The sequence below is a fragment of the Shewanella sp. SR43-4 genome, from assembly GCF_014163845.1.
GTDB lineage: Bacteria > Pseudomonadota > Gammaproteobacteria > Enterobacterales > Shewanellaceae > Shewanella > Shewanella vesiculosa.
Genome location: NZ_JACJEB010000009.1, coordinates 13,297 through 38,465, shown reverse-complemented (window position 1 = coordinate 38,465; position 25,169 = coordinate 13,297). Strand labels below are relative to the sequence as shown.

Sequence of the window (25,169 nt, the reverse complement as noted above, 5' to 3'; positions counted from 1 at the left end):
CATCCTGATATATAGCTATGAGGCTTTTACAGTGTTCAGTATATTCGCTGTTCACAAGGTAATGCTTAACTTTAATGAGGGAGTGCTATCCCTGAAAACGGAATGATTGAAGTGTGTTAATTGAGCGTGTTGAATTGATCGTACATCAATGAGTAAAACAGCAGGGTGTTTTCAGTAATAGCATTGATATTATCAATGATGTTGTCAGTATTAAAACGTATGTTTTATATCACCACATGCAGTGGGTGATAACTGTTCAGATATGATTAACATTTTAATGTTTCCCTTTCTAAAGATAAGTAAAACCTTGATCATAAAAAGCTATAAATATAATAATCATAGGTTAAGTAATGAATCAAAAAACATCACTATTCGCTCGTATCGCTCACGGTAGCCTTGTGCTTCAAATTATCAGCGGGATCATTTTGGGTGTGGTCCTGGCAAGTATTTCCACAACTGGTGCCAACAATGTGGCTTTTTTAGGCTCACTCTTTGTGGGAGCTTTAAAGGCGATTGCGCCAATACTGGTTTTTGTTTTGGTGGCATCATCTATTGCTAATCAAAAGAAAAATAGCCAAACCAATATGCGTCCGATTATTGGGCTATATCTTCTGGGAACCTTTGCTGCAGCATTAACCGCAGTGTTATTTAGTTTTGCGTTTCCAACCACTTTACTATTAACCGCCGGAATTGAAGGCTCAAATCCTCCTCAAGGCATTAGTGAAGTTATCAATACCTTATTATTTAAAATTGTCGATAATCCAGTTAATGCATTATTAACCGGTAATTATATTGGCATTTTGGTGTGGGGGGCAGGCTTAGGGATAACCATGCATCATGCCAGTGACAGTACTAAGAGAATGCTTTCTGATGTCAGTGATGCAGTGTCGAATATTGTCCGCTTTGTTATCCGTTTAGCACCTATCGGTATTTTCGGCTTAGTGGCTGCTACCTTTGCCGAAACAGGTTTTGAAGCCATAGCGGGCTATGGTCAATTACTGATGGTGTTAGTGGGATCGATGCTATTTATTGCTTTGGTGGTTAACCCTATTATTGTGTATGTCAAAATTAAACGTAATCCTTATCCATTAGTGTTTAAGTGTTTACGTGAAAGTGGGGTTACGGCATTTTTTACTCGTTCTAGTGCAGCCAATATCCCGGTAAACATGGCTTTATGTGAAGAACTTAAATTGCATAAAGACACCTATTCAGTGTCTATTCCTCTTGGTGCAACCATCAATATGGGCGGTGCAGCGATTACTATTACGGTATTAACTTTAGCTGCTGCAAATACATTGGGAATTCAAGTCGATTTTATGACGGCACTGTTATTGAGTGTTATTGCTTCTGTTTCAGCTTGTGGTGCATCAGGTGTTGCCGGTGGGTCGCTATTGTTGATTCCATTAGCATGTAGCTTATTTGGTATTTCTAATGATGTTGCGATGCAAGTGGTGGCTGTTGGCTTTATCATTGGAGTGATCCAAGACTCTGCTGAAACAGCATTGAATAGCTCTACGGATGTGATATTTACCGCTGCAGCATGTGAAGCCGCTGAAGCGAAAGAAGCTGCTCAAGCTAGTTAATGTTATGACACTGATTAAAAAATGCTGACGTCACCGCGTCAGCATTTTTTTTTCGTCTAATCTGGCTTCACTTATATTATTAAAATGGATGCTGACTAAAAAAAGTCATTTCAGCTTGGCTGTAAGGGTGAGTAATTGTCAGTGACTGTGCATGCAAGTTTAAACGTTTACTGGCATTGATCGTTGCTGCATCACCATAAAATTCATCGCCTAAAATAGCATGACCAAGGGATAACATATGCACCCTAAGTTGATGAGTGCGACCCGTATGCGGCTTAAGTTCCATCAAGGTTGAGTGTGGTCTATGTTCAAGTACTTGGAAGTAGGTTAACGCAGCTTTGCCTGTGCTGGTGAGCATTTGAAATGGCGGCGAATCAGGGTTTGGGCCGATAGCAAAGTTTACTTTCCCCTGCTGTTCATCGACGTGGCCAGTGACTTCTGCAATATACACTTTTTTGGCTTGGCGATTTTGAAATTGAATTTTTAAATGTGATTCGGCTTTTTTGGTTCGCGCAAAAATCATAATACCCGAGGTGTCGCAATCTAAACGATGGATCAAAATGGCTTCAGGATGGCATAGTTGCAAGCGAGTTATTGCGGTATCAAATGTGTCTGGCGAGCGTCCTGGGTTTGATAATAACCCAGAAGGTTTATTAATCACGATAATATCACGGTCTTTATAGCGAATGTCCAACCAAGGAATAGATGGCGGCTTATATGTAAAGATGTGCATGATAAGATGTTCTCTTTGATTGAGTCTGATTCAGGTAAGATGTGTGGCACTGATGCTTATGAGTACTCAGCCATGCGCACTTATGGCGCGAATAATAACAAAATTTTGCTAATAACAAAAAAATCAATTATCCAATTGATATAGAGATGTTTGGCTAAAGGTTGTTTACCAAGTCGCTAACCACAAGCGCAACGACATGCCCCAACTGCTGGTTACGCCTGAGGTGACAAAGCGAATATTGTTATTCGTATCGATGATATAAATCGCGGGTAGAGCCATTGCGCCCCATTGTTGGCTTAATGATATTGCCTGAGGTTGGTTTTGTTGATTGATCACCTCAAAACGATAATCATGCTGCTGCATAAAGGTTGTTATTTCAGCATCGGTACCTGATGCAACTGCAATAGAAACCACTTGATAATCTTGATCTGAACTGACCGAGTTAACCATAGGCGAGGTGACTTGGCATATCGGGCACCAAGTACCCCAAAAATATACCAACGTGGGTTTATTGCTGATACTCAAAGAGTTGGATTGCTGTTTCATCTCAACAGATGTTGAGGTAAACAGTGATATGGGTTTATTAGTTATCAAGTGTGCTTCAATTGGGACAGCAGCACCTTTGCGCATATCTCGTTGCAAATAACTGGCAATAAAAAATAATGCTATTCCAATGAGTGTGATATCACGAAGGCTTGTAAACCAAAATCGCTTGGATTTGAGGGTAGATTTTAGGTTGATTACCCATGATGGCATTCTTAATTCACTCCTGTTATTACTCTCTATAATGGTAAATATTCAGCAGGCGTTTTACGACTATACAATCTGCTATAGGCCATCAATTGCGGATAAAAGGTTCTAAATGCAATTTCGATGTCAACATAAATTTTATCAATATCTTTAATGGCATGGTCAAACAATTCAGGTTTTGATAATCGCTTACTTACCCCCTTAATCGCCTGGTTTAACCCTAGTCTTGTTTGATAACTACTTAACCAATCCTGCTCAATAATTTGTGGCGCTATTGCTTGTAATGTCGAAGGGAGTTCAAGTGTCGTATTGAGCTGGTGGTAGGCTTTTTGACAAAACTCATCTAGTGGCTGATGATGGTACTCTTCCCAATAAAAGGCTAAATAATGATCAAATACTAGGTCAATCAATATGGGGGCTACCCGACGTGAGGTTTTAGGGAATAACTTGAGCAAATCGATAATAATTTCATGACTGTCAGTAATTTGGTCTATTTGACGGTGTAGCCATATTCCTTGCTGCAGATGCTTCGGATGTTGGCTAATGTTACCTTTGGCGAAATCTCCCGACAAATTAGCTACTAGGTGAGTATTGCTGATGTCGGCTAAATGTAAGTGAGCTAGAAAGTTCATAAATGGTACTTCTAATTTTATTATTTTACAGTATGATACAAGCCGTTTGTAACGGACTGTTACAATTAGGCTAGAGTGTGAACTTAATCATAACGATTTATATAAAAATGTCATTGAGTATTGGACATCATTATTGTTGTGACATGCTCAAATATAACAGCCGTTAAAGGGTATATGATTAATCTTAAGGGTCAAGGATGATGAAGAGTTTGATAAAAAAGTTATTAGGTCGGTCTACAGTACCTAAGAGAAATAAAGTACACATAGATATGCGCTACGAAGAGCATTCATATAAGTCGAATCAACCATTTAATGACGCTAAGCCCAATTCGATTGATATAGATGATATTGCTACAGAGGTTATTAAACAAAAACCGACAAAAAAGTAATCAGTAAACTTGATCTTAACCGGCGCTCGCCATAGACTAGCGGCCGTTTTTACTGTTGAGATTATACCATGCGCGTTGCAGATTTTTCGTTCGAACTCCCAGATGAGCTGATTGCTCGCTATCCGACAGCACAACGCAATGCTTCGCGTTTACTCACGCTAAGTGGCGAAAACGGTCAGCTTGCCGACAAACAATTCACCGATTTACTCAATTTGATCAACCCTGGTGATTTGATGGTGTTTAATAACACTCGAGTTATTCCAGCTCGATTATTCGGGCAAAAATCTACGGGTGGGAAGCTTGAAATTCTCGTAGAACGTATGCTTGACGACAAACGTATTTTGGCCCATGTTCGCAGTTCTAAATCCCCTAAAGTTGATACTCTTATCGACTTAGATGGCGGATATCAAATGAAAATGTTGGCCCGTCATGATGCCTTGTTCGAACTTGAGCTTCTGTCTGATAAAAGTGTATTAGCAGTGCTTGAAGATGTCGGCCATATGCCTCTGCCCCCTTATATCGACCGTCCAGATGAAGACGCTGATAAAGAGCGTTATCAAACGGTATATAACCAAACGCCAGGTGCTGTGGCTGCGCCAACGGCAGGTTTGCACTTTGACGATGCCATGTTGGCTGAATTAAAAGCTAAAGGTGTCAATATTGCTTTTGTGACCTTGCATGTAGGTGCTGGTACGTTTCAACCGGTTCGAGTTGATAATATTCTTGAGCACAAAATGCATTCAGAGTGGGCTAATGTTGGCCAAGATGTCGTTGATCTCATCGCGCAAACCAAAGCCAATGGTCATCGTGTGATTGCCGTCGGAACAACGTCTGTTCGTTCGCTTGAAAGTGCAGCCAGAGCCAGTGGCGATGGCCCATTACAAGCCTTCTGTGGTGATACAGATATTTTTATTTATCCCGGTTTTCAATTTAAAATCGTTGATGCCATGGTGACCAATTTTCATTTGCCTGAGTCGACATTGATAATGCTATTAAGCGCTTTTGCTGGTTTTGATGAAGTGATGAACGCTTATCAACATGCTATTACGCAGAAATATCGCTTTTTTAGCTATGGTGATGCCATGTTTGTGACGAAAAAAGCCCCCTAAGCAACGAATTTGATTTAAAATACTCGCCCACAATAGTGGGCGTTTTTTTGATTTAATGTCTCAGTAACCTTGAAGCATTAAGATTTGCCCTCATTACTATAGAAACTAAACGAGTCAGACTGTTTATCTGGCAAGGTGATTTATGAAATTTGAATTAGATACAACAGATGGTCGTGCACGTCGCGGACGTCTTATTTTTGATCGTGGCACCGTAGAAACGCCAGCATTTATGCCTGTGGGAACATACGGAACCGTAAAAGGGATGACGCCGGAAGAAGTGCGCGCGACGGGTGCCGATATTTTATTGGGTAACACCTTCCATTTATGGCTGCGTCCAGGTGAAGAAATCATGCGCAAGCATGGTGACTTGCACGATTTTATGAATTGGCAGCGGCCAATTCTAACGGACTCAGGCGGATTCCAAGTGTTCAGCTTAGGTGACATCCGTAAAATAACCGAAGAAGGTGTGCATTTTCGTTCACCGATTAACGGTGAAAAGATTTTCTTAGACCCAGAGAAATCAATGCAAATTCAGGATTCTTTGGGTTCTGACGTGGTGATGATTTTTGATGAATGTACTCCATATCCAGCAACTCATGACGAAGCGCGTAAATCGATGCAAATGTCATTGCGTTGGGCAAAACGCTCGCGAGATGAGTTTGACCGCTTAGAAAATCCAAACTCTTTGTTTGGTATTATTCAAGGTGGAGTATTTGAAGACTTACGTGACGAGAGTATAAAGGGTCTTTTAGATATTGGATTTGATGGCTATGCCGTTGGAGGTTTAGCAGTGGGCGAGCCTAAAGCTGACATGCACCGCATTTTAGAGCATGTTTGTCCGCAGATCCCTGCTGACAAACCTCGCTACTTGATGGGCGTAGGTAAACCTGAAGACTTAGTTGAGGGCGTGCGTCGCGGTGTGGATATGTTCGACTGTGTTATGCCAACGCGTAATGCCCGTAATGGTCATTTATTTACCAGTGAAGGTGTGATTAAAATCCGCAATGCGCGTCATCGCGATGATACATCAACATTAGATCCTAAGTGTGATTGTTACACCTGTAAAAACTATTCACGTGCATATTTGTACCATTTAGATCGTTGTAATGAAATTTTAGGTGCGCGTTTAAACACCATCCATAATTTACGATATTATCAAATGTTGATGGAAGGTTTGCGTGGCGCAATTGAGACAGGTACATTAGACACCTTTGTTAAGGAGTTCTACACCAGTTTCGGTCGTGAAGTACCTGAATTAACCGTTTAATTTTAGCTAATAAGAAGAGAGAACTATGTTTATTTCAAATGCATATGCAAACCCAATCAGTGGCGCTGCCGGTGGCGAAACCATGCAGTTAATTTTCATGCTAGTCATGTTTGGATTAATTTTTTACTTCATGATTTTCCGTCCGCAGTCAAAGCGTGTTAAAGAACACAAAAACTTAATGGCCTCTATTTCAAAAGGTGATGAAGTATTAACCAGTGGTGGCATTCTAGGCAAAGTAACCAAAATCGGTGAAGAAAGTGATTATGTGTTATTAGCTATTAACGATAACAACCAAATCACGATCAAAAAGGATTATATTGCAGCGGTATTGCCTAAAGGTTCTATCCAGTCGTTATAAAGCCAAGAGGGCTATGGTGTGTTAAATAAATACCCAATGTGGAAAAATATCATGGTGATGCTCATCATCGCCATTGGTAGTTTTTATGCAATACCAAATTTGTTTGGTGAAGATCATGCAGTACAGATCGTCGCAACCCGCGGCGCTGAAGTCACTGCATCGACTCAAACGACTGTGGTTGATTTATTAGAGAGTCAGGGTATTGCGGTAAAGCGTGCCGAGCTTGAAAATGGTCAGTTATTAGTTCGTGTGCAAAATCCTGAGCAGCAGCTGTTGGCAAAAGAGTCTATTGCTGAACTGCTTGGCCAGAAATATACCGTTGCATTGAACTTAGCACCGGCAACCCCAAAATGGCTTGAAGCTGTTGGTGGTTCGCCGATGAAATTAGGTTTAGATTTGCGTGGCGGTGTTCACTTCTTAATGGAAGTGGATATGGGCGAAGCAATCCGTAAAATGGAAGAAGCTAAAATAGCAGATTTCAGAAGCCAACTTCGTGAAGAGAAAATTCGTTACGCTGGTATTCGTAAAACCCCAAAAGGGATTGCGATTAAGTTTCGTGACGCTGCAACTGTTGACCAAGCTGAAACATATTTAAAAACTCGCAGTAAAGACATGACCTATACCGATGCGAGCAGCGGTAATGAGTTTATGCTGCTTGCTACCATGAGTGATGCTTATCTTAAACAGATTAAGGAAGAAGCACTTCAGCAAAACATTACCACTATCCGTAACCGTGTTAACGAGCTTGGTGTTGCTGAGCCAGTAGTTCAACGTCAAGGCGCTGAGCGCATTATTGTTGAATTACCAGGTGTGCAAGATACCGCGCGTGCAAAAGAGATTTTAGGTGCAACAGCATCGATTGAATTTCGTATGGTTGACGACAAAGCTGATGTGAGTGCAGCGGCAAGTGGCCGTGTACCTGCTGGTGCTGAAGTGTACCAACGTCGTGAAGGTGGGATTGCCGTATTGAAGAAAGAAGTGATGTTAACTGGTGATCATATTACTGGTGCGCAACCAACTTTCGATGAATATAGCCGTCCACAGGTTGCGATTAATCTAGACGCTAAAGGCGGCTCGATTTTCTCAAACGTCACCAAAGACAATATCGGTAAACCAATGGCAACATTGTTTATTGAATATAAAGACAGTGGTACACGTAATCCTGATGGCACAGTGAAAATGACTCGTATTGAAGAGGTCATTTCAGTTGCTACCATTCAAGCGCGTTTAGGTCGTAATTTTGTGATTACGGGTCTTGAACACACTGAAGCACAAAGTTTAGCGTTATTGCTTCGTGCTGGTGCCTTAATTGCGCCTGTGACTATCGTAGAAGAAAGAACTATTGGCCCAAGCTTAGGTGCAGAAAACATCCAAAATGGTGTTCAAGCAATGATTTGGGGTATGGTTGTTGTACTTGTATTCATGATGGTTTACTACCGTGCATTTGGCTTTATTGCCAACCTTGCATTATTGGCGAATTTAATCATGGTTGTTGGTGTGATGTCGATGATCCCAGGTGCGGTATTAACCCTACCAGGTATTGCTGGCATGGTATTAACTGTGGGTATGGCGGTAGACGGAAACGTGCTGATTTTTGAGCGTATTCGTGAAGAACTTCTTGGCGGTCGTAGCGTTCAACAAGCCATCCATGAAGGTTATGGTAATGCATTTTCAACCATTGCAGATGCCAACATCACCACCTTTATGACAGCATTAATTTTATTTGCTGTTGGTACCGGAGCGGTGAAAGGCTTTGCTGTTACCTTAATGATAGGTATCGCGACTTCTATGTTTACTGCCATCGTAGGCACACGTTCAATCGTGAATGCGGTTTGGGGTGGTAAGCGCGTTAAGTCATTGTCTATCTAAGGGAGACGTTGAATATGTTACAGATATTTTCAGTAAAGAACACAGTCGACTTTCTTCGTCATGCTAAAATCATCAGTATTATGTCGATGCTTCTTGTTATTGCCTCACTAGGGTCGCTTGCGACTCAAGGCATTAACTGGGGTTTGGACTTCACTGGCGGCACGGTAGTCGAAATGGAGTTTTCAGCTCCTGTCGACTTGAACGCTTTGCGCGGCACTATGACTTCAGCGGAAGCTGAAGGTGCAGTAGTACAGAACTTTGGTTCAAGCCGCGATATATTGGTGCGTTTACCGGTCAGAAATGAGCTAAAAAGTGATGTCCAGGTTGCCGCGGTATTAGCCGCAGCGCAATCAATTGATGCGGGCGTGATTCAAAAGCGAGTTGAGTTTGTTGGTCCTCAGGTAGGTAAAGAGTTAGCAGAGCAAGGTGGCTTAGCGGTTATTGTTGCCCTAATCTGTATTCTTATCTATGTGTCATTTCGTTTTGAGTGGCGTTTAGCAGCAGGTTCTGTTGCGGCGTTAGCCCATGACGTTATTGTTACTTTAGGGGTGTTTTCGGTATTACAGCTTGAATTTGACTTGACCGTATTGGCAGGTTTGTTGACAGTTGTGGGTTACTCACTTAACGATACTATCGTGGTGTATGACCGTATCCGTGAAAACTTCCTCAAAATGCGTAAAGGCACACCTGAAGAGATTGTGAATACCTCAATCACCCAGACCATGAGCCGTACCGTTATTACTACGGGTACCACATTAATTACCGTTATTGCGCTGTTCTTAAAAGGTGGCACGATGATCCATGGCTTTGCAACTGCATTGCTATTAGGTATTTTTGTCGGTACATATTCATCAATTTACGTGGCAAGTTACTTAGCCGTTAAATTGGGTATTAACCGTGAGCACATGTTACCTGTAGAGATTGAAAAAGAAGGTGCTGACCAGCCTTCAATGATGCCTTAATATGCATTGTTAATTATTTAATCGCTAACAATAAACCCCAGCTTGCTGGGGTTTATTGTTTATGGAAGGTCACTATTTTGAGATGTTAAATGTGTTTTACAGGCCACCAACAAGGTTTTGTACCACAGGGTTTGCGGATCGATTATTAGTGCTTCCCATCCGTCGCTACCGAGGATTTCAACGCCGCTAAAAACCAATCTTGTTTGTATGAGGTTTGCTGATACTCTAAATGTGCCGATATCCGTATCTAAACGAGAAATAGTTATTTTATTCATGTTGTAGAGTGATGATGTAATCAGCTTGACCATTTTCGGTTGAAGTAAATTCGCCGTGGCCAATATATTGCAGCAGGTTATCGGTCCCTGAATCAGCGATTACGTTAAATTGGCTCTGTGCCACGCCTTGTGAGAATACGCCATTATGTTGCAGAACTATGCTGCCTGCTATCTCTGGCGTATCAATGGTTAAGTGTTCTATGCCAACAAATACAGCCGAACCTTCTTTTTGGTATGACATAATATAGCGGATTTGCGCAGAACCACTGACGTCACCAGAATATGTTTGGCTAATTTCTGCTATGGTTTGTTTGCTGTCGTTGTGGTGTTCTGCATAAGTCGATTCATTCCAGGTGGTGATTTGAAATACACCTTTTAAGACTATTTTTGTCATGTAGAGTCCCGTTTTTGATGTTATTGAGTGCAATGACCCATGTAGCATTAAGATAATCATTGTTTGTTATAAATGTCCAATTTATAAACAATACTCGACAGATTTTGGCTTAGGCAGTAGGATGACATAAATTTGCCAGCAAGAGCAATGACATAGGATCTCGCATGGAACAACGAAAAGTATTATTGGCTGGTGGTAACTTACTGCAGGCTCACACATGGAAAGGATTACTTGAAACCAGTGGAATAGACGTTGATCTTAAAGGAGAAGCGCTTATTGGTGGTGTTGGCGGTTTGCCTATTGAAATGCAGACTGTTGAGTTATGGGTTGCAGATAGTCAGCTTGTGGCAGCACAGAGTTTATTGGATGCACTTGATATTGAAAAACCTCAATGGCAATGCGTTCAGTGCCATGAAATAAATGAAGGAAGTTTTGAGTTGTGTTGGCAATGTAGTTCGCAAAGAAGTGAAATGCATAACGAATAAGCGCTTGTATAAGTTTATTTTTTTCATAAACTACAGACTAAACCACTTTGCGGTTTATGACGTATAAAGTACTCATTTGTTACTGATAAGCGACTTTACCTAACTTAAGGATACGCTATGCAAGCATCTCCAGCTTTCGCCCGTTTAGTTGATTCAGTTATGCCTCATGTTACCTTGCTAACGATTGAACAATATCAACAACAAGACCAGTGGCAATTAATTGATGTTCGAGAAGATAATGAGTGGCTGCAAGGGCATTTACCTAAAGCAAAACACTTGAGCCGTGGCATTATTGAGCGTGATATAGAGCATCGATTCCCTGACAAAGATACCCCATTACTCCTTTACTGCGGTGCCGGCCAACGTGCAGCATTATCGGCCTATAATTTACAGATTATGGGATACACACAAGTCGCCTCGATGATTGGTGGATACCGTGCTTGGATACAACATCAATTCCCTATCGTTGAAGACTGAGTAGATTAATGCAATATTTCCCATTATTTGTAGATACCCAAGGATTACAGGTCTTATTGGTTGGCGCAGGTGAGGTCGCTACACGTAAACTAGATCTCTTGTCTCGTACTGATGCCAATATTCATGTAATTGCACCAGACGTCGCCACTGAGATTGAAAGCTATTATTCTCAGGGACGTATTAAACTTTCGCGCCGCGAAGTGTGCAGCGCTGATTTTGCCAATGTCGACATTATTTATTTGGCCACAGCTAATGAACAACTTAATATGGACTTTGCCGAATTAGCCACTGAGCGTGGAATTTGGGTTAATGTGGTCGATAACCCTAAATTTTGTCGATTTATTACGCCTTCTATTGTTGACCGAGGCCGGTTAGTCGTGGCAATAAGTACTGCTGGAGCAGCACCAGTTTTTGCGCGAACGATTCGTTCGAGACTCGAAACCATGTTACCACCATCGTTAGCACCATTATTTGATTTTGTTGCTAGCAAGCGAGAAGAAGTCCAACATAAATTATCCGCAGGTAAAGATAGACGTTTATTTTGGGAACAGTTTTTTACCACTAACCAAGATAAGTTTGATGGCTTAACTGAACAGCGTTATCTTGATGCTTTTGATCATTTGAGTGTTAAAGGCGACATTATCTTATTAACTGAGGACACTCCGACGCATTTGTTGCCTATAGCCGCAATGCCTTTGCTACAGACATTAGATGTGGTTTACAGTGATAACCCGCTCGATGGCGAGATTAATGAACTATTAAGGCGCGATGCCAGCAGAGAAAAGGTACCGTTATTAAGTGATATTACTCATCAATATGAGCATGGTAGTCGTATTCTAATTGTGTCTTCATTGGCTAAAGTCAGTCAGCTTAGCGCACATTTCCCGATGGCAAAACATCTTCGTCCAGGCGCAATTTAACCCGATAAGAATGATGTCCTATTATACCGAGTCTACTTTGTAGTAGACTCGGTTTTTTTATATGAGTTGGAACCCTTCATGGCCGCTAAAGCTACCGTCTTTAAAGTCTCTTTGCAGATAGCAGATATGGATCGTCATTATTATGCCGATCATCAATTTACCTTAGCCCAACACCCATCTGAGACCGACACCCGCATGATGGTTCGTTTGCTGGCATTTGCAATTAATGCATCAGAATCATTAGTGTTTAGTAAAGGTTTGTGCGTTGATGATGAAGCGGAACTTTGGGATAAAAACCTCAGTGGCGAAATTGATCTTTGGGTTGAATTTGGTCAAGCAGATGAAAAGTGGCTCAGAAAAGCGTGTGGTCGTTCAAAACGAGTCATTCTTTATACTTATGGCGGCCGAAGTGTACCTATTTGGTGGCAACAAAATCAGCAAGCATTCGCGCGTTACGATAATTTAAGCGTGATTAATTTCCCTGAAGATGCAGTTAAACAAATGGATATATTTGTTAATCGTAACATGGCGTTACAAGTAAGCCTTAGTGAAGGGCAAGTGTGGTTTTCAGATGCAAATAATAGTGTGTTAATCGAACCTGAAGTCTTAAAATGATGGGAATTATCTAAATTTAGCGCCTAACATACTCCGAATCACAACAGTGTGAATTAAACCTTAATTTTATAAAAATTAATTAAGTTTAATCAAATGTGCCTTGTGCTAATAAAAACACAGGCAGATAATCAAGATATCTAGTAAATACCGAAAAAATATAAATAACTGATAATAATAGTTTTATTTTAACGGTAGCTGTTGATTAAGGATGTTGTTGTGAAAAAATTAGCCCTATACCCAGTAGAAAAAATTGACCAATTAACTTCACCAGAAGCCCATGAAGACATATCAGTACAGTCTTCGGCATTAAACGTGTTTACTGATTTCAAGAAAGTGACGCCTATGGTTATTGAGTCAAGTACATCGGCTGTGAATGTTGAGCACTTAATGCAAAAGTCACATGTCCGCCTTAAATTAGTCATTGACCATCACGATCAGTTTATTGGCTTAATCAGTTTTGAGTCATTACATAATCAAGAGATATTAAAACGAGTGGCCGCAGGACATCAGCGTGAACACCTCAGTGTTGCTGATTTTATGATCCCTAAAGAAGATCTTAAAGCGATCGATTTTGAAGATTTAAATTATGCTCGAATCGGTGATGTAATTGAAACATTGCAATCAGCAGGGCAACAACATTGTTTAGTGATTGATCGCGAACAACATGCTATTCGCGGAGTATTATCAGCCAATGATATTGCAAGGCGATTAAAACTTGCTGTCGATGTGAGCACACCAAACTCATTTGCCTCAATATTCAAGGTTATTGCCAATACTCAGCAGCCAGCGGTATTACAAATACCACAGCCTCACTTTTAGGTTTTCAATCAGTTAATGAGTAAAGCGTAAAAAAATAGCCACATTTCGTGGCTATTTTTGTATTGAACAAGAGGAGATTACTGGAAGCTTAAACTCCAAGTATCGATATACCCAGTATCTTGTTTGGCATTATCAACTGCTTTTAAAGTCCATACACCACTAGACTCTACACCAGCCATATTAGCTGTGTAAGTCTGGGTTAAGTTATCGGTTCCACCACCAGTATTGTTGTGCAGGACAACCGTTTGACCTGTAGGACTCACTAACTGGATTTTTAAATCACCAATATACGTGTGAATGATACCGATAGACACTGATACCGATCCTGAATCGCCAGTACGACTAACAGTGATTGGGCTAGTGATACCAGTGGTATTATTATCTGGAATCGTATAATTACCAGTATTGGTATAGCTTGCTGGACCGCCAGTATTGCCACCACTGGTTGTTGCCGCGGTATAATTAGCCACTAGGTTGACGTTACTAAATGCGCTATAACCTTGCACCATCACATAATAGGTACCCGTTTGTGGTGTGGCAATAGGGCAAGATTCTGCATTACCACTCTTCCATGGACGACAGTCATAACTGCTGCTGGTCGGTGATGCACCATATTGCACATACAGGTCAGCATCGCCAGTACCGCCACTCATGGTAAAGGTTAAGTCTTTTGCGCCTGCTGGGACGTCTAACGAGAAATATAGCTCATCACTTTTAGCGCCAGCTAGACCGGTTTTTGCGACACCTTTTACCAGTACACTGTCACCAGTACCAGGGCCTGTGCCAGGATCGGTTGGACCAGTACATGATTCGTCTAAGTAGGCCTTTGCTGCAACGGCATTAATCATCCCATAACCGGTTTGGTTATCACGTCCCGCAACACTTAAGTCATCAGCTGTTGCATTAAGTGCTGCACGTACTTGGCTTGCACTACATTCAGGGTGGTAACTCCACACTAATGTAGCAACCCCTGACACATGCGGTGTGGCCATAGAGGTACCATTGTAATATTCGTAATCTTGGTTACCTTGATTACTCACTGTCGTTGATTGTCCCAACTTAGCTTTAAGTGCAAGCCCTGTTGCTCTATCTACTGACACTGAAGGAACCGTAATATCACTGTTGGCATCAACTAAGAATGGGTTTTGTAGGCCAGGTAGGGCACTATTACTGTACACAATAATACCTTTAGCGCCTGCAGTTTTACATGCTTTAGTTGAGTTGATTTCAGGGTAGCTTGAACCTTGGTTGCCTACGCGCTCAACAAGACAAATCTTATTCGCCATATTGCCACATGAAAAACTGGTTCCATTGACGGTACATTCTGCTAAGGCTCCGGTTGCACTTGCATTGATAGGTGCAGGAGCATAACTGGTTCCTGATGGAGTCAGACGATTGTGCGGTACTACGCCATTGCTAAAATAGGACTGACCACCAATAGTGATATCTGCTAAACGTCCTTCACCAACGGTAACGGTTGACAGAATTGCTTCACCAGGACCTGAAATTTCAACTTGATCCGTGTACTGTGAAAATGCTGCATGATCAAGGTTACTGTCAACGGCGGCCACTGACATCACACTGTCATATGAAGCAGGGTAGCTATAACTACTGTCACCAGCATTACCAGCAGCTGCAATTAATAATACGCCATTATTGTAGTGAGTATTTAATGCATTACGCTCGGTTGTGGTTGAACCACTGCCACCCAAGCTCATTGTGACGACATTTGCACCACCTGAATTAACACAAGTGTCGATAGCGGCTACTAATGATGATGAGTAGCCCCATCCTGCTTCGTTAAACACTTTTACGATATGAATATTGGCGTTTTGGTTAGGCATAACCCCGACCACACCTTCATTGTTTGCAATGGCAGCAATAGTACCTGCGACATGAGTACCATGAGCATTATTATTACCCGGTTGATACCAGTTGCCCGTTCCGGAATTATTGGTTCCGGTGACGTTGTTTGCATTTAAATCGTTATGACTACGATCGTAACCAGAGTCAATAATACAGATAGTGCGATTACCCGCTTGGCTGTCGCTTAGTACAGTTGCACCAACAAAGGTTTGTCCCCAAGGTGTTGTTTCTGCAAGCAATCTACGTGGTAAGTCTTCTTCAACATATTCAACGTCTTGACGTAAACGCAATGCTTTGATTGATGGCGAGTCGAGTTTTACAGAATAACTATTACTTCGACCAACACGCTTCATTTCTCGCGCTTTTACACTGTTCAAAGCACGAAATTGACTGAATACTTCGTTTGAGCGAGGCTGATAAGACATGCTATTTGTTTCAGGTTGAACGCCCACATTTTGCGTTGCAGAACTGCTGCTTAACGTTTGTGCCGCATTATCATTCTTAAATTTAACGATATAACGTTTAGGTAACGGAGATTGTTGATCAATTTGTTGGTTAGTAGCAGAAAGCTGTAAAGGGGATGGGGCAGCATTGACTTGAGTTGAAATAGCCAAAGCAAGAGCGGTCATGCTAAGCACGACCGCTGAGTTTTTATTCTTTTTCATATTATCTTCCATGTTAATCAGAGTTAAATAACGTCTTTTATAATTATGTTTATCGATAAGCTTATTTTGCCTATCTATTTAAAAGGTAATCACATTTTCACCAAATGTAAATAACTTGTTAACCTTGACTTTGATAATACAAGTACTTTTTATGATATTTTCGTGAATTATTATGTAACATTTGTGAATTTAAAATTTATTAAGCAGTATTTTGATAAAAGTTATCTGTATAACTTTTATCAAGTTACCTAGATGTAAGCGCTTAACCGAGAAATGAATAAGTGAAGTTGTTAATGCTAATAAATAATTAACTTAAATACAGTGTAAATGATAGTTTACGATTTTTGGTGTTATTGAAGTAATAACAGTGGTTTACTCTGTAGTGCTGGTGATGAGTAGGATGCTATTGAAGCATAAAATTAAGCCACAGGATTAGCTCTGTGGCTTAATTTATTGCTGAGATTATCGTGCAGATATTAAACTGTTAAAACCACCTGCATTATAGGTGTTGCTGTATCCTTGTTTAACGAGTGATTTTTGTGCCATATCACTGCGATTACCGCTGCGACAATAAAGCACTATTTCAGTGTCTTTAGTGATATTGAGCTTTGCTAACTCGGGTACGATATTATTGAATGGGATATTCATAGCACCGTCAATATGTCCTTCTGCAAACTCTTCAGCAGTACGCACATCAATCAACATGACGCCACGGTCGATCTTCTCCCATGCAACGCTGGGCTCTTGCCCTGCCGCCCAAGTCGGCATGAGTGATGCTGCTAATATCACTAATAGCGCCAATACCGATTGAATAGACAACAGCATAGATTTCTTAAACACGATAAATTCCTTGTTATTTATTTAAGGCTATTTCCGCTGCAGTTTTGATGCCTAATTTTTTCATTACCATCGCCGCAGGACAAAAGCCTGTGAATGCACTCTGAAATAGATTAGCGCCTACAAACACCGTTAGCCAGACAAAATGTGGACTGACAGTTGCGGTTAACACTATCGATAATAAAACCATGAAGCCTGCAAAGGCCATAATACTTCTTTCTAATGACATGTTTAGATCCTTATTGGGCGTTGCCCAGTTAACGAATAATCTTGTTACTTAGCTGTGATAATGTGTTTATTTTTCATAACCGAATAATACAATACTGGGATTACTACCAAGGTTAAAATGGTCGAGATAAAAATACCAAAAATTAAACTAATAGCTAAACCATTAAAAATAGGGTCGTCAATAATAAATAATGCGCCAATTATTGCCGCTAATGCTGTCAACATAATCGGTTTGGCACGCACAGCCCCAGAATGGATAACGGCTTGTTCTAATGGTATTCCAGCAGTTGTTTGCTGATTAATAAAATCGACCAGCAAGATAGAGTTTCGAACAATAATACCTGCTAGCGCAATCATGCCTATCATCGATGGGGCCGTGAATTGAGCACCCAATAAAGCGTGTCCTGGCATCACGCCAATGATGGTTAATGGTATTGGCGCCATAATGACTAACGGCACCACATATGATTTAAATTGCCCCACAACTAACAAGTAAATTGCAATCATTCCAACAGCATAAGCAATACCCATATCGCGGAAAGTTTCATATGTGATTTTCCATTCACCGTCCCATAAAATAGCCACGTCAGTTAATCCATCAGGTTGATTAACCAGATTTTGTTGAATTGGGTAACTTGAATCACCTTGTTCATTTTGTTGATTAATTTGGCTGACCATGTCAAACATACCGTACAGTGGGCTGCCAGTAGGGCCTGCCATATCAGCAATAACCATGATCATAGGAACCATATTTTTGTGGATAATTGGTGCATTAATAACCTGCTGTTGTACCTTGACTAACTCTGTCAATGGCACGGTTTCACCCGATTGAGTTGGTAAGCGTAATAACAACACTTGCTTAAGGTCTACTTTAGATGCCTCATCAAGTTGTAATCTAATTGGCGTGGGCTGAGCTAATTGTGCTTGATACAAATAACTCACATCTTTACCATCAACGGCTGTGCTGATGGTATCGACGATACTGGCGTAAGAGACTCCCAATAAGCGAGCTTTATTACGGTCAATAATTACCTGCCATTTTTGTTGCTGTGCTGGCAAATAAATATCCATATCAACAACATGTTCTGTGTCCTTGAATCGTTGTAATAAGTCATTGGCTGCTCGTTCGCGTAGCTCAGTGTTCGGTGCATAAACCTCGGCCACAATGGGTGACCACACTGGCGGTCCGGGTGGCACTTCAACAATCTTAATATTTGCATGGTAGCGAAGACCAATTTTTTGTAATGGTTCACGCACCGATGAAGCAATGGTGTGGCTGTCGCGGTCGCGATGTTTCTTATCAACCAGATTTACTTGGATCTCACCGAGTTCTTGGCTACTGCGCAAGAAATAATGTCTTACTAAGCCGTTAAAGTTCATCGGTGCATGAGTACCTGCGTACAATTGTAAATGCTCAATTTCTTTAACCGTCGTGAGATATTGACTGAGATCTTGCAAGACTCTTTGAGTTTGTTCTACTGGTGTTCCTTCAGGCATGTCGACCATCACCTGAAACTCTGACTTGTTATCAAAAGGCAGCATTTTTAATATTACCGCTTGCATTACTGGCAAGGCGACAGCAAAAGCTATCAATAGAGCTATGCCTAACGCCAAACCTTTACGGGCTTTTGGTGCATGTTCGCCAATTAAAAAAGGGCTCATTATGCGGGTAAACAAGCGTGTTAATCGATTGTCTTCTTCTACCACAATGTCAGTACTTGCAGTTGAATTAGCTGAGTTATGAGATTTTTTGTGAGGCTTTAATAACTTATTGCTCAGCCATGGCGTCATAATAAAGGCGATTAATAACGAAATGATCATTCCCATACTGGCATTTATCGGAATAGGGCTCATGTATGGGCCCATGAGTCCCGATACAAATGCCATTGGCAAAAGGGCGGCAATAACCGTAAAAGTCGCCAGTATGGTTGGTCCGCCGACTTCATCAACGGCGTGTGGGATAAGTTCGCTAATGGGTTTATCACTCATTGCCATATGCCGGTGGATATTTTCGACCACAACAATAGCGTCATCAACCAAGATGCCAATCGAGAAAATAAGCGCAAATAACGAAATACGGTTGAGGGTGAATCCCCAAGCCCACGATGCAAATAAAGTAATGGCTAGAGTAATAATAATAGCCACACCCACCACGGCAGACTCACGAACTCCCATGGTGAATAAAACTAACAGTACCACTGCCGATGTAGCAAAAATCAATTTAAAGATAAGTGTGTTCGATTTATCCCCAGCTGTTTTACCGTAGTTACGAGAGATGGCAACATCAACATTATTGGGAATTAATACATTATCGACAGCCTTGATTTTCGCTAAAACCGCATCAGCGATATCAACAGCATTGGTGCCTGCTTGTTTGCCTATCGCAATCGTTACTGCAGGATAAGTTCCCTTGTCGGTGACATGCCAAACATGTTGTTTGGGTATATCACTTTTGAGGCTTACATCGGCAATATCAGATAAATAAACGGCATGGGGAGATGAACTTCTAGCCGTTGTTGCATCTGGTTGATTGACTTTTATCAGTAAATTATTGACATCATCAAGCGTACGTAAAAACTGTCCAGTTTGTAGTTTTATTTCTTGATTAAACTGTGTCAAGGATCCTAGCGTAGACAGCTGGTTATTATCTTGTAAAGTGGCACTAATATCGTTGAACGTGACGCCGAAACTGCTCATTTTGACAGGATCGATACGCACATTTAACACCATTTCGTGGCCACCCTGGCTGTAAATCTCTCGCGTGCCAGGTATCCGCTTTAGTTCGGTTTCCAAGCCAGATGCCACTAAGGTAAGCTGTTCTGCGGTGATGTTTGGGTCTTTAGACCAGAGGGTTAGGCCTACAATAGGCACATCATCAATGCCTCTGGGTTTAATTAATGGCTCACCAATGCCAGCGGCATGATTAAATTTATCTCGGTTAGAGTACAGTTGATTATATAAATTAACCACGGCCTCATCACGTGGAATACCGACATCAAAAATCGCGATAATCAACGCACCATCAGGTTGAGAGAATGAATAAAGAGTATCAATCCCTTTTATTTGAGAAATGATACGTTCAGCAGGCAAGGTGACTTGATTTTCAACTTCCGTCGGCGTGGCGCCAGGATAGGGAATAAACACATCTGCAAAAGTGACATCTATTTGTGGTTCTTCTTCTTTTGGTGTAATAATTACCGCAAAAAGACCCAGTAATAAGCCTAAAATAGCCAATAATGGGGTGATAGCACTTTGTTGAAATGCCTTTGCTATTGAGCCTGAGATGCCGAGTTTATTTGGTTCGTTGGGGGTTGTCATTCGGGCTACTCCTGAGCTTTTGTTGCTGAGGAATTAATTAAATAACGTCCTGCATCAATAACAATTTCATCGCCTTCCATAAGACCTGACAGCACTTCTACAGTATTTGTTTTAGTATCTATTCGGCCAATTCGTACCTGATTTAATACTATTTTATCGTTACTTACACGATACACAGAGGTTAAGTCACTGACTTGATGAATCGCCGATAATGGCACCACCAGACTCTTTCTACTGGGAAAGGCCACGGTTACTTTGATCCATTGCCCCACGATGATATCTTCGATATCAGCGGCATTTAGATTGACTCGCACTTGATGTTGATGAGTGAGTGGATCGGCAAATTGATACACATCAATATCACCGGAAGTGATTTCATTACCATTAGGTAATTGAATCGCAACTTGCGCTTGTTGTTGAAGCTGAGCAATATCTTGTTGTGGGACTTGAAATACCGCTCTGAGGTGTTGAGTATCATAACCAGAAAACAGTGCCTGACCATAAGATATTGTTTCACCTTGCTCAACAAAACGTTGAGTCATTCGGCCACTAAAAGGCGCACTCACGACTGTGTAATTTAAGCTTTCTTTGGCTTGTATTAATTGTGCTTGAGCAGCACTCACAGCTTGTTTGCTTGATTTTGCTTTGGCTGTGGCTTCATCCATGGCGCCTTTTGATATAGCCCCTTTAGGAAATAGGGCTTTATAGCGCGCATATTGTGCTTGTGCCTCAGTGTTTAGTGCTTCTGCTTTAGCCAGTTCAGCTTCCGCTCCCGCGAACCCAGCACCTTGCTCTTTATTAGTGATTTCCAGTAAAGACGCGCCTTGTGGTACTAAATCATTAACATCAAAATGGATATTAATAATCCTTCCTGAGGTTTGGGCTGAAATCGTTGCCGCTTTAATTGCTTCAATTTTTGCATCGTATATTCGCGGTTGATTTTGTTCGGAATATGCTAATTTTAATGTATTAACATCATAGGCTTGCACTGCAAGAGGTAATGCTATTGTGGTGAGGATAACACCGAGGAATAAATAATTTGTTAACCGAGACATATGAAAAGCCTATTTTGGAGTCTATAAGAAAATTCTAATGGACTTTATGCCGTTACGCAACCGATATATTAGAATTATTTTATATATTAGATCTTAATCATATTACGGAGATAAAAAACCGCCAATTATTGCTAAATGGCGGTTTGGATAAAAAAGGATGATACTTTTTTAGTCCGTGGTGAATGAGCTAAAAAAGGCAGTCAATACTCATGGTTAAAGAGCACTGATTAACAAGTGTTAACTAAAAGCTGTAGTTATATTGTACTGAATAATAAACAGCATTTGATCGCGTTTGTGCTGAAATTTCACTGCTATAACCAGGTATTTGAGCAAGAAGCTTACTGTCTTCTAATACGGTAACATCTTCTCCGCGCACAAAAGCGATGCCTAAATCAACGCTCGATTTTTGGCTTAAGTCGTAACTGACGCCAGCGGTATACCAAGTACGATCAGAATCAGGAATTGATAATGATGAATGCTGATTCACAACACCTTGATCCGATGCTAAACCTGCGCGCAAAGTGAGATCTCGAGTGAGATTATAAGTTGCCCCTAAGCTTAAAAACCATGAATCCTTCCAGTGGTATTCTTTTAAGTCGGCTTGGTCAACACCATTGGCACCATCTTTAACCACGATTTTGTCAAACGAGCTCCAATTGGTCCACTGAGCCGTGTAATGTAGCGCGAATTTATCCGTTAGCTGGTGAAAACCGGCAAACTGGGCAATATCTGCGATAGGAATATCAATTTTATTGTATTCAGTGTACTGATAATTTACATCGCCTTTGGCGGTAAGTTTTGGGCTAATGCGGTAGCTTAAACCAAAACGATTATCTGGATTAACTTCATACACCACACCAACAATCCCACCTAAAGCCCAACCATCGGCATCAACATCCACTAAGTTGCCGATCTGTGGGTTGTCGCTCTTACGTGTGAGGGTTCCGCTACCATAAACGGCATCAACACCGAAGCCGAAACTGAACTCATCATTGACGCGATAAGACATGCTCGTGTTGAAGTTAACGGTAACGACTTCTGTGTTACCTAATAAATCAACTGGAGTTGGAAGTGGCACAGCATTGCCGCTTATAGTCGGTGTTTTATTGGCTAAGTTGCCTAAATCAGTGCCGGTGCCATAGTTACTGAATACCGCAACTCCGAAGGCCATTTTGTCGTTAATCGGGTTGATATAATAGAAATTCGGAATAACTTTTGCGTCAGCAGCGCTGTGTTCACTGCCAAAGGCGACATCTTGACCGCCAAAATTGCCTTTTGCATCCGATACCGACACATCGATATCAGCATAAACGACACCTAAAGATAATGCGGTTTCATCAAAGAGAGCCATAGCGGCAGGATTACGAGATAAAACTGAGGCATTGTCAGCAATAACAGCATCCCCAGCCATTGCACGACCAATACCGGTAGCTGATTGACTATTTAACTGAAAACCGGCGGCTGAGGCTTGTACACTGATTAAGCTTACTGCGGTAGCAATGAGAGTCTTGTGGAATTTATTCATTATTATGTCCATTTATTATTACCGTTTTGTTCAAAGTTTATCCGCTTTAAACATTTGACGGTCAAAATTTAGGGCATCTTAGGTAAATGTGAACTATGTAACAACTCCGACCAGATGTTAGTTGTTGTTAATATTAAGTTAATTCTAGTTTTTAGTCGTGAATTAGGTGTTTGATAGCATGGCAGTATATGTGAATTCCAGCTCCATTTTCGGCGATAACTACACCCTGGTTAGCTTAAGTTAAATTTTATTCATCGTGGATGTTAAGCAACTGCTGGATTAAATTCATAGTATTAAGTTGCTCATAAATACTCAATTAGCCGTCATGGGAGGGGGTTGTTTTTAAAGCTTATTTATTCGTGTTGAGTTGGGCAAGGTATGATAAGAAGGTAACTCAACTTCTATTAAAGAAGCTGAGTTACCAAGAAAACTTTTAATGCCATTATTGCGTTTTCAAAGACTCACGAAAAGCACTGAAATCAGCGATAGTTTTATCAGTCGGTGGTGATATTTTACTGACGATTACGCCCACTAACATAGCGAAAATAAACCCTGGGACAATTTCATATAGCTCAAAAATACCGCCAGTCATTTGTTTCCAAACCACAACAGTTATAGCACCTACTAAAATCGTTGCAATTGCACCGTTGCGGCTATAGCCTTGCCAAAACAGCGATAACAGCACTACTGGACCAAATGCAGCACCAAACCCGGCCCATGCATAACTGACTAGCCCTAAAACACTGCTTTCTGGATTAAGCGCAACAACTCCAGCCACTAATGCGATGGCTATAACGCCAATACGACCGACTAACATTAATTCTTTACTACTGGCTTGTGGACGCAACCATTTAAGATAAAAATCCTCGGTGATCACGCTAGAGCAGACTAACAACTGCGAATCGATAGTACTCATGATGGCAGATAAGATAGCTGCAATAAGCAAACCACCAACCCAAGGGTTAAACGCGGCATGGGCTAAATGAATAAACACGGTTTCTGAGTTTTCAAGTGGTTCGGCGGCAAAATAAAGGCTGCCGGCAATGCCTGTTGCTAAGGCACCAAATAGTGACACTATCATCCAAGTCATGGCAATACGCCGAGAAAGGACTAAGTCTTTTGGGCTGCCGATAGCCATAAAACGAGACAAAATATGCGGTTGCCCGAAATAACCTAACCCCCAAGCCAGTAAAGACACAAGGCCAATAACAGTGGTGTTCTCATTAATAAACGACAACATCGCCGGGTCTATCTGTTCAAAACCTGCTTGTGTATCTGGCTGACTAAAGATGGATACAGGCACAATAATTAAGGCTATTAACATTAAGCAGCCTTGAAAGAAGTCAGTCCAACTAACCGCAAAAAAACCGCCGACAAAGGTATAAGATACAATAATAAATGAGCCTATTAATAAGGCGACGGTATAATCGAGACCAAAGACTTTTTCAAATAATATTGCGCCGCCGACCATGCCTGAGGAGGCATAAAAAGTGAAAAAGATCAGAATCGTTAATGCGGAGACTAATTTTAATAGCCCATGAGAGTCATTAAAACGGTTCTCAAAAAAGTCGGGCAAGGTTAGTGAATTATTGGCCACTTGGGTATAAATACGCAGACGCTTAGCGACAAATAGCCAATTAAGCCAAGCGCCAAACACTAATCCAAAACCAATCCATGCTTCACCCAAGCCACTTAGATACACTGCCCCTGGCAAACCCAGTAATAACCAGCCCGACATATCTGATGCACCCACACTAAGAGCGGTGACTGCGGGGCCCATTTTTCGTCCGCCAAGAATATAATCATCGACAGTATCGGTTTTGCGGTAGGCCCAGTACCCAATACCCATCATTAAGGCCAAGTATCCTATAAAGGTAATGAGGATCGGTGTTTGAATATCCATATAGTTCCCAAGAGATTATTTTTATGTTCGACATGCTAGCAGAAGTTAGAGATAGTTCACACTTTGAATTATTCAAGTGTAAAAAAAATCCGCTATTCAATGAAGTAGCGGATTTTAGATTGTCACCGACAGTGT

The 25,169-nt window shown here is 41.2% G+C and carries 22 protein-coding genes; 11 read left to right on the top strand and 11 right to left on the bottom strand.

Features of this window, described 5'->3' with window-relative positions; genetic code table 11:
• Positions 1-350: 350 nt before the first annotated feature.
• The gene (sstT, locus tag H5123_RS11785; RefSeq protein ID WP_182698087.1) at positions 351-1,583 is read left to right on the top strand and encodes a serine/threonine transporter SstT; all 1,233 of its coding nucleotides are present in this window, start codon (positions 351-353) and stop codon (positions 1,581-1,583) included.
• Positions 1,584-1,662: 79 nt separating this feature from the next.
• Here the strand turns inward: sstT and H5123_RS11780 are convergent, their stop codons facing one another.
• The 3 genes from H5123_RS11780 to H5123_RS11770 all read right to left on the bottom strand — a co-directional run bounded on the left by H5123_RS11780 (position 1,663) and on the right by H5123_RS11770 (position 3,698).
• Entirely contained in the window at positions 1,663-2,316 is a 654-nt protein-coding gene (locus tag H5123_RS11780) for an RluA family pseudouridine synthase (protein WP_182698086.1), read from the bottom strand.
• A gap of 165 nt (positions 2,317-2,481) precedes the next feature.
• Positions 2,482-3,072 carry a protein disulfide oxidoreductase gene (locus H5123_RS11775; RefSeq protein ID WP_182698085.1) on the bottom strand — a complete coding sequence of 197 codons (591 nt, stop codon included), beginning with the start codon at positions 3,070-3,072 and terminating at the stop codon, positions 2,482-2,484.
• A 26-nt stretch (positions 3,073-3,098) separates the two neighbouring features.
• Positions 3,099-3,698, bottom strand: a complete 600-nt coding sequence (locus tag H5123_RS11770; RefSeq protein ID WP_182698084.1) for an ACP phosphodiesterase — start codon at positions 3,696-3,698, stop codon at positions 3,099-3,101.
• 457 nt (positions 3,699-4,155) lie between these two features.
• Here H5123_RS11770 and queA point away from each other — a divergent pair, with 457 nt between their 5' ends.
• The 5 genes from queA (at position 4,156) to secF (ending at position 9,652) form a co-directional block, all read left to right on the top strand.
• Entirely contained in the window at positions 4,156-5,196 is a 1,041-nt protein-coding gene (gene queA / locus H5123_RS11765) for a tRNA preQ1(34) S-adenosylmethionine ribosyltransferase-isomerase QueA (RefSeq protein ID WP_182698083.1), read from the top strand.
• A gap of 142 nt (positions 5,197-5,338) precedes the next feature.
• A complete protein-coding gene (gene tgt, locus H5123_RS11760; protein WP_124016295.1) occupies positions 5,339-6,463 on the top strand; it encodes a tRNA guanosine(34) transglycosylase Tgt in 1,125 nt (374 codons plus the stop codon).
• A gap of 25 nt (positions 6,464-6,488) precedes the next feature.
• Complete coding sequence (gene yajC / locus H5123_RS11755; protein ID WP_124016296.1) at positions 6,489-6,821, top strand: preprotein translocase subunit YajC; 333 nt, start codon at positions 6,489-6,491, stop codon at positions 6,819-6,821.
• Between the two features lie 18 nt (positions 6,822-6,839).
• Positions 6,840-8,690, top strand: a complete 1,851-nt coding sequence (secD, locus tag H5123_RS11750) for a protein translocase subunit SecD (RefSeq protein ID WP_124016297.1) — start codon at positions 6,840-6,842, stop codon at positions 8,688-8,690.
• 14 nt (positions 8,691-8,704) lie between these two features.
• Positions 8,705-9,652, top strand: coding sequence for a protein translocase subunit SecF (gene secF, locus H5123_RS11745; RefSeq protein ID WP_124016298.1), 948 nt, complete (start codon positions 8,705-8,707; stop codon positions 9,650-9,652).
• Between the two features lie 267 nt (positions 9,653-9,919).
• Here secF and H5123_RS11740 read toward each other — a convergent pair whose 3' ends face one another.
• Positions 9,920-10,321 carry a DUF3224 domain-containing protein gene (locus H5123_RS11740; protein WP_124016299.1) on the bottom strand — a complete coding sequence of 134 codons (402 nt, stop codon included), beginning with the start codon at positions 10,319-10,321 and terminating at the stop codon, positions 9,920-9,922.
• 164 nt (positions 10,322-10,485) lie between these two features.
• Between H5123_RS11740 and H5123_RS11735 the strand changes: the two genes are divergently transcribed.
• The 5 genes from H5123_RS11735 to H5123_RS11715 all read left to right on the top strand — a co-directional run bounded on the left by H5123_RS11735 (position 10,486) and on the right by H5123_RS11715 (position 13,637).
• Positions 10,486-10,806, top strand: a complete 321-nt coding sequence (locus H5123_RS11735; protein ID WP_124016300.1) for a putative signal transducing protein — start codon at positions 10,486-10,488, stop codon at positions 10,804-10,806.
• A 117-nt stretch (positions 10,807-10,923) separates the two neighbouring features.
• A complete protein-coding gene (locus H5123_RS11730) occupies positions 10,924-11,283 on the top strand; it encodes a rhodanese-like domain-containing protein (protein ID WP_182698082.1) in 360 nt (119 codons plus the stop codon).
• Between the two features lie 8 nt (positions 11,284-11,291).
• A complete protein-coding gene (locus H5123_RS11725; RefSeq protein WP_182698081.1) occupies positions 11,292-12,203 on the top strand; it encodes a bifunctional precorrin-2 dehydrogenase/sirohydrochlorin ferrochelatase in 912 nt (303 codons plus the stop codon).
• 78 nt (positions 12,204-12,281) lie between these two features.
• On the top strand, positions 12,282-12,818 hold the full coding sequence (locus tag H5123_RS11720) for a YaeQ family protein (protein ID WP_124016303.1): 537 nt from the start codon (positions 12,282-12,284) through the stop codon (positions 12,816-12,818).
• A gap of 216 nt (positions 12,819-13,034) precedes the next feature.
• Positions 13,035-13,637 carry a histidine kinase gene (locus H5123_RS11715; protein WP_165870087.1) on the top strand — a complete coding sequence of 201 codons (603 nt, stop codon included), beginning with the start codon at positions 13,035-13,037 and terminating at the stop codon, positions 13,635-13,637.
• A gap of 77 nt (positions 13,638-13,714) precedes the next feature.
• Here the strand turns inward: H5123_RS11715 and H5123_RS11710 are convergent, their stop codons facing one another.
• The 7 genes from H5123_RS11710 to putP form a co-directional block, all read right to left on the bottom strand.
• Positions 13,715-16,168 carry a S8 family serine peptidase gene (locus tag H5123_RS11710; RefSeq protein ID WP_182698080.1) on the bottom strand — a complete coding sequence of 818 codons (2,454 nt, stop codon included), beginning with the start codon at positions 16,166-16,168 and terminating at the stop codon, positions 13,715-13,717.
• Positions 16,169-16,630: 462 nt separating this feature from the next.
• Entirely contained in the window at positions 16,631-16,993 is a 363-nt protein-coding gene (locus tag H5123_RS11705) for a rhodanese-like domain-containing protein (RefSeq protein ID WP_182698179.1), read from the bottom strand.
• Between the two features lie 28 nt (positions 16,994-17,021).
• The gene (locus tag H5123_RS11700) at positions 17,022-17,234 is read right to left on the bottom strand and encodes a DUF2892 domain-containing protein (RefSeq protein WP_124016307.1); all 213 of its coding nucleotides are present in this window, start codon (positions 17,232-17,234) and stop codon (positions 17,022-17,024) included.
• 44 nt (positions 17,235-17,278) lie between these two features.
• On the bottom strand, positions 17,279-20,551 hold the full coding sequence (locus H5123_RS11695; protein WP_182698079.1) for an efflux RND transporter permease subunit: 3,273 nt from the start codon (positions 20,549-20,551) through the stop codon (positions 17,279-17,281).
• Positions 20,552-20,556: 5 nt separating this feature from the next.
• Entirely contained in the window at positions 20,557-21,606 is a 1,050-nt protein-coding gene (locus tag H5123_RS11690; RefSeq protein WP_182698078.1) for an efflux RND transporter periplasmic adaptor subunit, read from the bottom strand.
• A 241-nt stretch (positions 21,607-21,847) separates the two neighbouring features.
• Entirely contained in the window at positions 21,848-23,131 is a 1,284-nt protein-coding gene (locus tag H5123_RS11685; protein ID WP_124016310.1) for an OmpP1/FadL family transporter, read from the bottom strand.
• Positions 23,132-23,573: 442 nt separating this feature from the next.
• Positions 23,574-25,034 (bottom strand): sodium/proline symporter PutP, encoded by a 1,461-nt coding sequence (gene putP, locus H5123_RS11680; protein WP_124016311.1) that lies wholly within the window; start codon positions 25,032-25,034, stop codon positions 23,574-23,576.
• Positions 25,035-25,169: the final 135 nt, after the last annotated feature.

Coding starts and splice junctions, on each gene's coding strand:
- H5123_RS11720 (WP_124016303.1), top strand. CDS start 12,282: ATGGCCGCTAAAGCTACCGTCTTTAAAGTCTCTTTGCAGATAGCAGAT.
- H5123_RS11710 (WP_182698080.1), bottom strand. CDS start 16,168: ATGAAAAAGAATAAAAACTCAGCGGTCGTGCTTAGCATGACCGCTCTT.
- H5123_RS11770 (WP_182698084.1), bottom strand. CDS start 3,698: ATGAACTTTCTAGCTCACTTACATTTAGCCGACATCAGCAATACTCAC.
- H5123_RS11775 (WP_182698085.1), bottom strand. CDS start 3,072: ATGCCATCATGGGTAATCAACCTAAAATCTACCCTCAAATCCAAGCGA.
- sstT (WP_182698087.1), top strand. CDS start 351: ATGAATCAAAAAACATCACTATTCGCTCGTATCGCTCACGGTAGCCTT.
- H5123_RS11695 (WP_182698079.1), bottom strand. CDS start 20,551: ATGACAACCCCCAACGAACCAAATAAACTCGGCATCTCAGGCTCAATA.
- H5123_RS11690 (WP_182698078.1), bottom strand. CDS start 21,606: ATGTCTCGGTTAACAAATTATTTATTCCTCGGTGTTATCCTCACCACA.
- queA (WP_182698083.1), top strand. CDS start 4,156: ATGCGCGTTGCAGATTTTTCGTTCGAACTCCCAGATGAGCTGATTGCT.
- putP (WP_124016311.1), bottom strand. CDS start 25,034: ATGGATATTCAAACACCGATCCTCATTACCTTTATAGGATACTTGGCC.
- H5123_RS11685 (WP_124016310.1), bottom strand. CDS start 23,131: ATGAATAAATTCCACAAGACTCTCATTGCTACCGCAGTAAGCTTAATC.
- H5123_RS11705 (WP_182698179.1), bottom strand. CDS start 16,993: ATGCTGTTGTCTATTCAATCGGTATTGGCGCTATTAGTGATATTAGCA.
- H5123_RS11700 (WP_124016307.1), bottom strand. CDS start 17,234: ATGTCATTAGAAAGAAGTATTATGGCCTTTGCAGGCTTCATGGTTTTA.
- tgt (WP_124016295.1), top strand. CDS start 5,339: ATGAAATTTGAATTAGATACAACAGATGGTCGTGCACGTCGCGGACGT.
- H5123_RS11735 (WP_124016300.1), top strand. CDS start 10,486: ATGGAACAACGAAAAGTATTATTGGCTGGTGGTAACTTACTGCAGGCT.
- yajC (WP_124016296.1), top strand. CDS start 6,489: ATGTTTATTTCAAATGCATATGCAAACCCAATCAGTGGCGCTGCCGGT.
- H5123_RS11740 (WP_124016299.1), bottom strand. CDS start 10,321: ATGACAAAAATAGTCTTAAAAGGTGTATTTCAAATCACCACCTGGAAT.
- H5123_RS11780 (WP_182698086.1), bottom strand. CDS start 2,316: ATGCACATCTTTACATATAAGCCGCCATCTATTCCTTGGTTGGACATT.
- H5123_RS11725 (WP_182698081.1), top strand. CDS start 11,292: ATGCAATATTTCCCATTATTTGTAGATACCCAAGGATTACAGGTCTTA.
- secF (WP_124016298.1), top strand. CDS start 8,705: ATGTTACAGATATTTTCAGTAAAGAACACAGTCGACTTTCTTCGTCAT.
- H5123_RS11730 (WP_182698082.1), top strand. CDS start 10,924: ATGCAAGCATCTCCAGCTTTCGCCCGTTTAGTTGATTCAGTTATGCCT.